The organism is Ktedonobacter sp. SOSP1-85, assembly GCF_016587415.1.
In the GTDB taxonomy this organism is placed as follows: Bacteria; Chloroflexota; Ktedonobacteria; order Ktedonobacterales; family Ktedonobacteraceae; genus Ktedonobacter.
Map to the genome: position 1 here is coordinate 540,647 of NZ_BNJI01000003.1, position 11,870 is coordinate 552,516.

Sequence of the window (11,870 nt, forward strand, 5' to 3'; positions counted from 1 at the left end):
GATGTGGTAATATATTGGATGATAGATAATGGCTTTAGGTAATACCGTATTTCCCTAAAGGAGCACACATGCCCAGACAGGCTCCCTACCTCCTGCGTTGGTCTCCTCAAGCACAAAAATATGAACTTCTCGACCAGGGATGCTCTCAATCAGGTGGCCAGACTCTTGAACCTTCCGATCTGCTACATAAGCTGGTTGATATCAGCTCTTTTGCCTTTTACAGCTACACTGGCGCTCACTTTACGGCACGCAAGGAGAATATTCAGCGCAATGGTCCCTACTGGTATGCTTATCGCTCATCCCAGGGTCGAACGAGCAAACGTTATCTTGGCCGCACGGCCGATCTCTCCATAGGCCATCTGGAAAACATTGCAGAATGCATTCTCTCTCCCGCAGATACCCCTATCACCTCCAATGGGCACATGGTTGATAAACCCATAACAGCATCTCAGCACTCCCAACAAGCTCCATCGAGGCAGGATCAACTATTACTGGATACCAAGTTGCGTCCGCCGCGCCTCCCCCTGGAACTGGTGGAGCGACCACGCTTATTTAAGCGCCTCGATAGCTGGTCAGCATACAAGCTCACGCTGCTTATCGCGCCCGCTGGCTCGGGCAAAACGACGCTCGTCACCTCCTGGCTTGCGCAAAATGACTTCCTATCTGAGGCGGCCTGGGTCTCGCTAGACATGAATGATAATGATCCGGCTCGCTTCTGGCGCTATGTCCTGCGCGCTTGCCAGGGCTGGCACTCCCTTCCCGAACCATATATTCTTCCTCTAAACTTCCCCTCACCTCAAACAGGCATCCCGGCGCGTCCCTTCGAAGAGCTACTCATTCCTTTCCTCAACGAGGTGGCACAACACTCTCAACATCGCCTGCTTGTTTTAGAAGACTACCATGTCATCACTGAGGCAAGGATTCACGAGACGCTTGACTTTCTCCTCGCTAATCTGCCTGAGACACTGCATATTCTGCTGCTGACACGCACAGAGCCTCCACTCTCGCTTACTCGCCTGCGCTCACGAGGCGAAATCAGTTCTATTTACGCCAGTGACCTGCGCTTCTCACCCGAGGAAACGGCTGCATTCCTCCAGCCGATTATTCCAGCGTCGCCCTCTACGGAACTCCTGGCTACGCTCGATACGCACCTGGAGGGGTGGGCCGCCGGATTACGCCTGCTCGCGCTCTCCTTGCAGGGGCACAAGACACAGGCCCAGATAGAGCATATCCTTACCACCTTTCGCGGCAATCACCGCTCCATTCGGGATTATTTTGTCAGTGAGGTCCTCCAGGCTCAGCCCGAGCCGCTGCAAGACTTCTTGCTACGCACGAGCATCCTGGCGCGCTTAAGTGTTCCTCTCTGTCTGGCTGTCACCGGTCAGCAAGAGAGCGCGAGCCTGTTAGAAAGTATTGCGCGGGCCAACCTCTTTCTGGAGGCCCTCGATGGCACAGGCGAGTGGTACCGCTATCATGCCCTCTTCGCCGAGGCAATGCAGCATGAGGCGCGCCTGCGCCTGGGTGAAGATGAACTACGCACACTGTACCAGAGGGCCAGCCACTGGTTCGCAGAATATGACCTGCTTACAGAAGGCATTGAAGCGGCATTTAAGGCTAAGGATAGCGAGCTGGCCGCGAGATTGATAGAGCAATATATAGAGGCCATGCACGTACAGGAATTTCGCGAGTTTCACACTCTGCGCCGCTGGCTCACGCAGCTACCCGAAAAAATACGTCAAAGCTCTCCCCAACTCTGTTTAAGCTATGCCGTAGCACTCATCTTTGGTCGCGACGAGCAAGAGGAACCAGATCCATTCCTCGTGGAACAGCTAGAAACACTATTGCAACTGGCTGAGGAAGGCTGGCACGTACGTAAAGATCTTCTCCATCTTGGACAGGTCTTCGCCTTTCGTGCTCTTTTCTCCTACCAACAAGGCAAGCGCGAGCAATCTGTAAGTTGGGCCAGGCAAGCCCTGGCCTGGCTCCCAGCAACAGAGCCTTTATGGAGAGGCATGAGCCTGGTGGTTCTGGGAATCGAAGCCCTGCAAACAGGTCGACTCAACGAGGCTAGACAGTTCATTGCGGAGGTTGGCAAGTGCTGGCAAGTTCTCCATAGCTTGCACATTCTAGATGGCACTACGCTTTTTACAGGCATGATCTGCTATGAAACTGGTGAACTACGCCAGGCAGCCCACCAGTTTGAACAGCTTTCTCATAAGAGAACTATCCTTGAAGATGGCCCTGTCGCCCTTGCCGCGCACCTTGGCCTGGCCCAGGTCCTCTATGAGAGGAACGATCTCGACGGTGTACAACGCGAGCTTCAGGCATTCTCAGCCCTGGCCCAAAACTTTCCGATGGTCCCCCAGGACTTCTTCCAGCCATTGGTTGAGCTACTTATGGCACGGCTGGAGCATGCCCAGGGAGAAACCGATCAGGCTATAGAGCGCCTGGCCAATGCTTTAGCGCAGGTGCACGACACCCCGGAGGGCCTGCCTCTCTACTTCTATCATGAGGCACGCAGCTGGCTTGTCCAGCTCTTTCTCTCTCAGGGAGATATCGCCACAGCGCATTACTGGTTCCAATTCACGCCTCATCCAGGGACCTGCGCCACAACTACATCTTCCGAACCATATTTACTGCCTGCACCAGGGGAGATCGCTATGCAAGAACACCCCTCAGAGAATATGCAAGCATCACCGGATATGCTTGTCCTGGTGCGCGAACAGAGCGTACTCCTCATGGCACGCCTGCACCTTGCTCAGGATGAGTATGAGGCCGCGCTACATCTCCTAAACATCCAGCTTTCCGCAGCTCAGCAGGCTGGCCGGGGACGACACGCTCTGCAAATAAAATTACTGCTGGCCCAGGTCTACGCCGCTCATAAGCAACTCCCCCAGGCACATCAAACCCTCATGGAAGCGCTCAAGCAGGGGCATATTGAGGGTTACCGGCGCACATTCCTTGATGAGGGCGAAAGGCTTGTGCCTCTCCTGCACAATATACTTCCTCATCTACATATTCAACCACTGCGAAACTATGCACGCCAACTCATTCAGGCCTTTTCACAACACGATGCCAACCAGTCCATCGTTGTGACCCCCGTCTTTGAACCGCTCTATGAGCCACTGACGAGCCAGGAACAGCGAGTGCTACGCCTGCTGGCAACAGGTCGCTCCAACCCCGAGATCGCCCGCGAACTGATTGTCTCCGTCAATACCATCCGCTCCCAGGTCCAGAGCATCTACCGCAAACTGCAAGTCAATAACCGTCACGCCGCCAGCGAGCTTGCCCGCAAGCTACACCTCCTTTAAGGCAATATTCACCCTCCACATGATTACTTGTGCTAGCTCACGCAGGCCGTCATAAAGGATGGTGTTGAGGACGTCTTTTTGCGTTACACTAAGGATAAGTACAGTTTTTTTGAGAAGGTGAGCATCAATATCTTAAGCTGAAAGCGAGGTTGCCAGGCATGAACCAGGAGCGTCTCTCCACACCTGCACCTTTACGGCGTCTCTTCGCCTCCTATTATGAGCGTATGTCGCAAGGCACAGCAGAGAAAACCTATATGGAGCCGTTGCGTAAGAAAATTGTCGGGCAGGCTGCAGGACTGGTGCTCGAAGTGGGGGCGGGCAACGGCCTGAACTTCGCCTGCTATGATCCCGAGTTTGTCGAGCGCGTAGAGGCAACTGAGCTTGATAGCTCGATGCTGAGCTATGCACGCACACGCGCCCAAAGCGCACCCGTGTCTGTTACCCTCACGCAAGCCAACGTTGAGCAACTTCCCTTCGCCGATGCATACTTTGACAGCATCGTTTGCACACTGGTCTTCTGCTCCGTCAATAATCCCCTACGTGGCCTGCAAGAAATGCGCCGCGTCCTCAAACCTGGCGGCCAGCTCCTTATGATAGAGCATGTGCGCGCCCAAAAACGCATGCTCGCCCTGCTACAGGACTTGATTACTCCCCTTACCAGGCTTCTGCTAGGCAATTGCCACTGGAACCGTAGCACGGTACAAACCGTCCAGGAGGCTGGTTTTCAGGATATACGACTTGAATACCTCACGCCCGTAGGCGAGTTGATGCCCCTGGTGATAATACTGGCCAGAGGCTAATAGCATAACTCTTCAAACAAAAATCATCCCTCGCATCGTCTTGATGGATGATGCTCTTTCATCCTATTTATCGCTATACTCAAAACAAAAGCAGTAGGGTCCAAGCTGGCTTGGACTCCCGAGCGAAGCGATACCCCTACGCAGGGGCATCGGCCTGGGGCCGGGCAAGTCCATGCTAGCATGGACCCTACAAGACATTATGGAATGACTGCACCCCCTTATCGAAAGAGGTATATAAAGCATGACTCAAGAGACGCTTGTTCCTATCGATACAGGCCATATCCCTCACGCAACAGAAACACCTATTATCAGCGTTGAGAACCTGGTAAAACGCTATAAAAAGGCGACAAAAAATGCCGTCGACCAGATTTCTTTTTCGGTCGCGCCCGGCACGCTCTTTGCCCTGCTAGGACCCAACGGCTCCGGCAAAACCACAACCATCTCCACACTGACCACGACCCTGGCTCCCACGTCTGGCACCATACGTATCGCGGGCTATGACCTGGCAACACAGGCTCACCTGATTCGTAGCCAGATCGGCATTATCTTCCAGAAGCCCAGTCTCGATCTTAATCTGACCGCTGAAGAGAATATACGCCTGCATGCGACCCTCTATGGTCTCTACCCTTACCGGCCCCTGTTTCGCTTGATGCCAAAGACTTACCGCGCCCAGGTACAGGAGCTGGCTCATCTCCTGGGCATCGAAGAAAGCCTCTTCAAACCCGTCAAGACGTTCTCTGGAGGCATGAAGCGCAAGCTCGAAATCGTCCGTAGCCTGCTCCACCGTCCCGAGGTCCTCTTCCTGGACGAGCCTACTACTGGCCTGGATCCAGAGAGTCGGCGTGAGCTATGGGATCACCTACGCCAGGTACGCGCCGAGAGCGGGACCACCATCTTTCTTACCACCCACTACCTGGAAGAGGCCGAGGGGGCCGATAACATCCTGATTATCAATCGCGGTCAGATTGTTAGCGCTGGCAGCCCTCAGCAGATCAAAACCAGCCTGACACAGCCTATGCTCTTCATCGACGCACACGAACGCGAGCAGCTACGCGTGGAGCTTCGCGCGAAAAATATTGATTTTAAAGAAGATGGGCACTTCTCTATCGCCCTTGAAAACCAGCAGGTACACCAGCTCCTTAAGAGCATCGATACACCCTTGAGCATGGTCCAAACCCATACCCCTTCACTAGAGGATGCCTATATCCATATCATTAAACAAGAATATATCGAGGAGCAAACGGAGGGACACACAAAATGACCAATCCCGTCATTCATCCTGCTAGAGAGCAACGAAGTAACGTCTCTCGCAACTGGAATGCTATCCTGACCATCGCTGGGCGCGACGTCATGCGTTTCCTACGCGACCCGATACGCCTGGTCTTTACCCTCATTTTCCCCATTATTCTCGTTGGCGGGCTGGCAGGTCCCCTTCAGGGCAATTTTGGGAAAGCGGCGGGCTATAATTTGATTACCTTTAGCATGACTGGTTTGCTCGCCATGTCGCTCTTCCAGAGCACGATGAGCGGCCTGGTCTCACTGATCGAGGACCGAACGAGCGATTTTAGCCAGGAACTCTTTATCGCCCCCATCTCGCGCTATACCATCATCTTTGGCAAAATCTTTGGTGAGTCACTTGTCGCCCTGGTGCAGGCAGTCATTCTCGTCCTGCTGGGCGCTCTCCTCTTTGGTGTTCCGCTCTCGCTCACCAGCCTGCTCCTCGTCATACCTGTCTCATTGATCATCTGCCTCTTTGGCGGCGCGTTTGGCGCTCTGCTCACCTCGCTCTTCAGCGATCAGAGGACAGCGAATATGATTATGCCCTTTCTCCTGTTCCCACAATTCTTCCTCTCAGGCATCTTTCTGCCCACTCGTGGACTTCCCTGGTACCTGACCCTTCTCTCAGAGATTACGCCCATGCGCTACGCGGTGGATCTGGTTCGCGGCATCTTCTACGCGGGCAGGCCAGAGTACAACCAGATCGTCCTGCTCCACCCGCTCATAAACCTGGCCATTATCGCGATTCTCTTCACCATCTTCCTCGTCAGCGGCACCATCCTCTTTGTGCGCCGCGAGCGCAACCGTTAAAATCAAATAAAATCAAATTTGGCATAGACGAACCAATCATGGCTGAGTGCAGCCATGATTGGTTCGTGGGGAGAAGCAGTCTTGCGCGTCTCCATGCCTGATCGGGATGCACTCTGCGTTGATCCAGCTCAGGAACGCGCAGCCTGCGTCTTCTCAAAGCCTCCATCTCCCATGTCAGCGTCTCTCTCATCCAGCACAATTTCATACACCGCCGTTTTCTCGCCAGGATATTTGCGGTCGAAGACAATCCCGAAGAAACGACCCACGATGCCAATACGCAACATGCCTCGCACGCGCCTGGCCTCCTCGGCATACAGGCGGCGCACGGTGCCTTCAATCGCCGGACCAAGCGCCTCCCCTTTGCGGTTGCCAGGAGCGAGGGTGACGTGTGAATTATGGGCGAGGCGTTTGACCTTCCAGGTATCCGCTGGCGTCATAAAGTAGAGTTTGCCGTTCGAGGCGACCGTGCCTACCGGGGTACCGATGCCTGTGCCGTTGCGGCGGAAGCTGGTCAGCAGGGTCATATGACCTTTTCCAGGGGCAGTCAGGTACTCTCGCGTGGTATGAGTCGTTTTTTCGCTCATGATCTGTCTCTCTTTCTTGTGATCGTCTGCTCGGCGTTTTCTGCTCGTTTCCAGGAAACGCCGAGCAAACATGTCTCTATGCCAGGGTTTGCAGCCAGGTCGCAATGGCTGTACCGATTTCACCAGGCGAATCTTCTTGCAAGTAATGGCTGCCTTTGACGGTCACTTCTGCCTGCGCCCGCCATGTGCGACAGAACTCCCGCGCCGCCCGCGTCGCCGTTCCCGGATTATTGTTGATATATAACTTCGGAACATCGCTTTGGGCCAGCCACTCCCCATAGTCCGTGACCAGTTCAATCATGTCTGCACGCTCATCATCAATGGGTGCCTGACGGGGCCAGCTCAGCATGGAACGACGCCCCTCACCTGCTTCAGTAAAAGGGCGGCGATATTCCGCCAGTTCTTCCTCACTCAGCTCGCGTAACACGACGCGCGGCAGCAGGTGTTCGATGAACACATTGTCTTCGAGCACCATGCGCTCACCCGCGTTGGAACGCAAGGCTTTCCAGATGTCACGAGTGAACTCCGGCCAGGTTGCCCAGCTGTACGGTCTGGCAATCGGTTCCATATACACCAGCCCCTTGACCGCCTGACGATGACGATTCGCCCAGTCAATGCCGAGGGCCGACCCCCAATCATGAAGAACAAACGTGATGTTCTCGCGCACCTCAAGCATCTCAAGCAACCGATCCAGGTAGCTGCGGTGCTCGAAGAACCCATAGGAGCCTGGGCCACTGTTGTGCAGCTTGTCGGAATCGCCCATGCCAATCAGGTCCGGAGCAAGGCAGCGTCCCAGCCCTTGCAGGTACGGAATAATATTGCGCCAGACATAGGAGGAGGCGGGATTGCCATGCAGGAAGACAATCGGATCGCCCTCACCAGCTTCGATATAGGCCATCTGATGTCCCAGCACGGTTTGAGAGCGTTTCTCATACGGAAAGGCAGCACTAATCATGCCTGATTCTCCTTCTTTTCAGCCGATGCGGCCTGCGGACCAGGGAGGGTAGATAACTCAATCATCACCGCGTAAGCTGCTATGGTTCTCACTGTTTGTCCCTTGCGCGAAAAAGTTTGTGCGAAGATCGTCATCAATGTATCTCCTTGTTTCCAGATGCTGTTCGAGAGTGAGAAAAGCTCTCACCAAATGTACTCGTCATACATTCGTCCTGTTGACCGGTTGGAGCGTTCATTGCTCTCACAGAGAGAACCCCTTTTCGTTCCCTGCTCAGGAAGGGGTGTTGCCAGCCAGCAGCCCTTGCACCAGTTCCTCAACAAACTGCTGATCTGTTTTGTGAAACGGATCGAAGCCCAGGAATTGCTGATTAAAGACCCTTTGAAAACAGGGACCCAGCAACAGGGTCGCTATGGTCAAAGAGGGGAGGTGCCACCCAATGCGTTCCAGGCGCTGCTCCTCCTCAAGATAGGCTGCAAACCGTTCAAAAACGTTGTGTGGGCCCATACCCAACGGTAAGGTCGTGGCACGAAACTGGGCCAGGAGCTCCTTGTCAGCCAGGAAGGAGACGCCCATGGGAAGCAGTTGCTCATAGTAGTGAAGAACTGCCAGCGCGAGCGCGATAAGGTTCTCGCGAACGGTTGCGGTGCCTGCCCGGTGCGTCTGGAACACCTCGTGGAAGGCTGGCAGGTGCTCGGCCATGAGCGCAAAGAAGATGTCTTCTTTATGGTCAAAATGCCGGTAGAGTGCGCTTTCGGAGAGGCCGACCTCGCGTGCGATCTCCTTGGTGGTCACGTGTGCCGAACCTTTCAAGAGCAGCAGCTTTTCAGCGGCGTCCAGGATTTTCTCTCGTGTTTTTCCCATGCTTCTTTCTCCATGTGTGTGAGTGTTCACTAACATGATAGGTCAGAGATGAGGGTCTTGTCAAGAGGTGGGGTCAACCTTATGAAAACAGAGCCTTTCTTTCCAGAGTATTTTTGTAACTACTTCTCCGAAAACCCTGAGCGCGAAGCGCTAGACACGCAAGTGAAGGCTTGTCCCCGAAATGGGGATGGGTTTCGGAATAAGATCTAAGCATGGGGCTGCTCTGAGAAACTTTTCACCAAGAAAACAGGGTGCTTCGATACCTCACGCTCAAATTCCGCAAGCGAGGAGTCTGCTGTTACATTGAAGTAAGCCAGAACAAAAGATGGAGCTCCGATCAGGCTTCTTTTGAGGATGGGAGCTGCTTCCTGAGCACTCACCTCGAATGCAGAGACGCGCTCGGTGTTGCGACCGCGTGTCAGCGTGGCCTCGCCTGCCACGCGCAGATTGCGCACCCAGTTGACGACGCCGTAGGGCGCGGTCAACCAGCGCTGGCCATCGTATTCAACGAGCGCTACCGGGATTGTATGAGGCTGCCCGCTTTTGCGCCCACGTACCGTGAGCAGGGTCATATTGCCCTTCTTCACACCGGCCCGCAGCAGAAACGTGTTGATGTTGCGGCCCACGCGGAAGAAAAGTGTTGGGCGAAATGTTTTTGCCATGAGATGCTACCTTAACTCCTTCTCCATATGTGTGTGAATGTTCACTAACGTACTATAGCCAGAGATGGGGAACTTGTCAAGGGAGACAGTACAGCCAATCTCACGCACGAATACCATGATCTTCCATGTTGTCACTCAACTGCCAATACTCGATGTTGTTTTGCTCGCAGTACCACTCTCCCCAGGCATGAATCTGGTAGACGATTGGCTCCAGGCTTCGCCCTGACTCGGTGAGTGAGTATTCCACCTTTGGGGGAACCTGAGCATAGACCTGCCGGTGAATGATCCCTGCCTGCTCTAGCTCCCGCAATTGGAGTGTGAGCATTTGTTGGGTCGTCGCAGGAATGAGCCTGCGTAACTCTCCGAAGCGTTTGGTTCCGTTGAGCAAACAATAGACAATCTGCAATTTCCATTTTCCCCCAACGATCGAAAGCGTCACTTCGACTGGACACCCCGCCGTTTTCTGCTGCTGTTTCATGAGATACACCTTTCTATAGTATGATTTTCTAGACTACCTCAAATTATTTTGCGTACTTGTTTCTTTCACTGTTATCCGGTATTTTGATTGTAGCAGGATGTGGGAAGCATAACAAGCGGAGCCAACTTGCGCTGGAGCAAAAAGATCACCTTCTCTCATCCTGAACTAAACTGTCTCTTCTCTCAAGAAGAACAAGCATAGAAAGAACTGGCAGTATGTACAACACCTACCCAGCGAGCTTCACTCGCATGACGCGTCTGTTAGCGGGAGTCAGTATCCTCCCTGCGCTTTTCCTTCCTTTTTATGAGGCCTTTCTCCATGGCGGACGACGCGCCATGGAGATCAACCCGCGCGCCGCTGCCTATATGGCAGCCCATATGATAGGAGCCTACTGTACCATCCTGGCCGGTTTTGGGCTGATCGCCATCTACCTGCGCTACCATGAGCGTATGGGCAGGGGCGCGCCCCTCAGCTTGATTCTGGCTCTCTTTGGGCAAATCTCGTATGCGGGCCTCCTGTTTATTGATGGGTTCTTCAATCCCCTTTTTGCGCATTTTGATCCCGCGCTGCAAACCCAGTTCCATTCACCTGACTTCTTTCAAGCCGTGGCCCAGAGTCCTCTGCTTCAGAGCTTCGGGATTGCCCTCTATACTCCCTTCCTGATGTCTCTCCTCCTTATCGTTGGCTATGGGTTTCTGGGGATTCTTCTCCTGCTAAAACGCATCTTCCCCTGGCCTATTGGGGTGCTGTTTCTCGTCGGTGGGGTGATTCTGGGCATTGACTTGATGGTGCCGATGTGGGTCGAGATAGCCGGGTATGCGGCTGAAGGGTTGGCAATTGCCTGGAGCGCTTTGCTCATCTTGCGCGAGAGCCAACCCATTGCTCATGCTGAGTCTGTTGCATAAAGGCTGAGGTCAGAATGTCTTAGCGAATGTCTCTGAAACCTGAAAGGAGCAAGATCTATGCAATCATTCACCCATCACCATAAGGAATCGAGCGAAGCGTCGTCTAAAGCGACACAAGGACATGTCATTGATTTGGGCTGGCGTTACGATCTGATGCTGTGGTGGCAAAATATCCTGTCGCGTGGTAAGTGGCAGGAACTTCAGCAACACATCGCCGACTTGGCCCAGTTTCAACCAGGAGAGACTGTGCTGGATGTCGGGTGCGGCACCGGGACACTGGCAATCATCGCGAAGCAACATGTGGGTGTGGCGGGCCAGGTATCTGGCATTGACCCCGGGCTGAAGCAGATCACGCGCGCACGCTCCAAGGCGGAGAGAGCGGGCCTCTCTATTGACTTCCAGGTTGGCGTGATCGAACAGCTTGCTTTCGCCGACCAGTCGTTGGATATCGTTTTGAGTACCTTTATGATGCACGTTATGCCTGATGATCTCAAGCGTCAAGGGCTCGCTGAAATAGCCCGCGTGCTCAAACCGGAAGGGCGTCTGCTGGTGGTCGATTTCAGGCGCCCGCAGGAGCATGAGGAGCAGTCTGAGCGGCCTGTCCATACAGGTCCCTGGCAGAGTGGAGTTCAAGATCAGCCTGCCTTGATGCAAGAAGCAGGATTCTTGCAGATAGAAAGCGGGGAGATCGAAACTGGGACGACAAAGCTGCCCGAAGTCGGTTTTGTCAGAGCGCAAAAAAATCAATAGTCTGTTTCTTAAGGAGTGTTTCATGAAAGCAGTACGTCTCGTCTCATTGGTCACGCGGGTAGCCTTTCCCGATGTTTTTTTGCCATCACCACGGTGTACATAGGCCACTGAAATGCCAGAGAAGTGGGGGTATGAGCCAGCAATCATTTTCCCCGCTAAGGATCTGTGAGTCTGAGAATGGACTGAAAATATCCCGCTAAGCCTGTGTTCTACGAATATATCCGATCCTCATGAAAACTCTGCCTTTAGTGTCTCTTACTCATCTCATCGTGCAGAAATTGACACTTTGATTATGGCACATTTTTTGAGACTCCTTAACGAGAAGGCTCACGCTCGCGAAGGTGATAGATTCCTGTGCAGGAAAAGCAGAGCAGAAAGGGTTAAAAAACGGTCGATAATGAGATATTTTCTCTCTCCTTCTCAAGCTCAAGATTTTTTCTTCTGGCAAATCTTCATGCACATTTCCGAGAGAGATG

The 11,870-nt window shown here is 53.6% G+C and carries 12 protein-coding genes; 6 read left to right on the top strand and 6 right to left on the bottom strand.

Annotated features, from left to right (window positions below; genetic code table 11):
• Positions 1-68: 68 nt before the first annotated feature.
• The 4 genes from KTE_RS40455 (at position 69) to KTE_RS40470 (ending at position 6,199) form a co-directional block, all read left to right on the top strand.
• On the top strand, positions 69-3,311 hold the full coding sequence (locus KTE_RS40455; RefSeq protein ID WP_201392005.1) for a LuxR C-terminal-related transcriptional regulator: 3,243 nt from the start codon (positions 69-71) through the stop codon (positions 3,309-3,311).
• 158 nt (positions 3,312-3,469) lie between these two features.
• A complete protein-coding gene (locus tag KTE_RS40460) occupies positions 3,470-4,111 on the top strand; it encodes a class I SAM-dependent methyltransferase (RefSeq protein ID WP_201392007.1) in 642 nt (213 codons plus the stop codon).
• Between the two features lie 241 nt (positions 4,112-4,352).
• The gene (locus KTE_RS40465; RefSeq protein WP_201392008.1) at positions 4,353-5,372 is read left to right on the top strand and encodes an ABC transporter ATP-binding protein; all 1,020 of its coding nucleotides are present in this window, start codon (positions 4,353-4,355) and stop codon (positions 5,370-5,372) included.
• Positions 5,369-6,199, top strand: a complete 831-nt coding sequence (locus KTE_RS40470; protein ID WP_201392010.1) for an ABC transporter permease — start codon at positions 5,369-5,371, stop codon at positions 6,197-6,199. Before KTE_RS40465 ends, KTE_RS40470 begins: the two co-directional genes overlap by 4 nt.
• A gap of 128 nt (positions 6,200-6,327) precedes the next feature.
• On the opposite strand, the gene KTE_RS40475 is transcribed toward KTE_RS40470, so the two are convergent.
• The 6 genes from KTE_RS40475 to KTE_RS40500 all read right to left on the bottom strand — a co-directional run bounded on the left by KTE_RS40475 (position 6,328) and on the right by KTE_RS40500 (position 9,739).
• Positions 6,328-6,783 carry a pyridoxamine 5'-phosphate oxidase family protein gene (locus tag KTE_RS40475; RefSeq protein WP_201392012.1) on the bottom strand — a complete coding sequence of 152 codons (456 nt, stop codon included), beginning with the start codon at positions 6,781-6,783 and terminating at the stop codon, positions 6,328-6,330.
• A gap of 76 nt (positions 6,784-6,859) precedes the next feature.
• Positions 6,860-7,738, bottom strand: coding sequence for a haloalkane dehalogenase (locus KTE_RS40480; protein WP_201392014.1), 879 nt, complete (start codon positions 7,736-7,738; stop codon positions 6,860-6,862).
• Positions 7,735-7,872: a hypothetical protein gene (locus KTE_RS40485; RefSeq protein ID WP_201392016.1), complete on the bottom strand. Its 138-nt coding sequence runs from the start codon at positions 7,870-7,872 to the stop codon at positions 7,735-7,737. The genes KTE_RS40480 and KTE_RS40485 overlap by 4 nt, the downstream gene beginning before the upstream one ends.
• 136 nt (positions 7,873-8,008) lie before the next feature.
• Positions 8,009-8,599 (bottom strand): TetR/AcrR family transcriptional regulator, encoded by a 591-nt coding sequence (locus tag KTE_RS40490; RefSeq protein WP_201392018.1) that lies wholly within the window; start codon positions 8,597-8,599, stop codon positions 8,009-8,011.
• A gap of 206 nt (positions 8,600-8,805) precedes the next feature.
• Positions 8,806-9,261 (bottom strand): nitroreductase family deazaflavin-dependent oxidoreductase, encoded by a 456-nt coding sequence (locus KTE_RS40495; RefSeq protein WP_201392028.1) that lies wholly within the window; start codon positions 9,259-9,261, stop codon positions 8,806-8,808.
• Between the two features lie 100 nt (positions 9,262-9,361).
• Positions 9,362-9,739, bottom strand: a complete 378-nt coding sequence (locus KTE_RS40500) for a helix-turn-helix domain-containing protein (protein WP_201392030.1) — start codon at positions 9,737-9,739, stop codon at positions 9,362-9,364.
• A 215-nt stretch (positions 9,740-9,954) separates the two neighbouring features.
• Here KTE_RS40500 and KTE_RS40505 point away from each other — a divergent pair, with 215 nt between their 5' ends.
• Both KTE_RS40505 and KTE_RS40510 read left to right on the top strand, forming a co-directional pair.
• Positions 9,955-10,644: a hypothetical protein gene (locus KTE_RS40505; protein ID WP_201392032.1), complete on the top strand. Its 690-nt coding sequence runs from the start codon at positions 9,955-9,957 to the stop codon at positions 10,642-10,644.
• 57 nt (positions 10,645-10,701) lie between these two features.
• A complete protein-coding gene (locus tag KTE_RS40510; RefSeq protein WP_201392034.1) occupies positions 10,702-11,394 on the top strand; it encodes a class I SAM-dependent methyltransferase in 693 nt (230 codons plus the stop codon).
• The last annotated feature ends 476 nt before the right edge of the window (positions 11,395-11,870 follow it).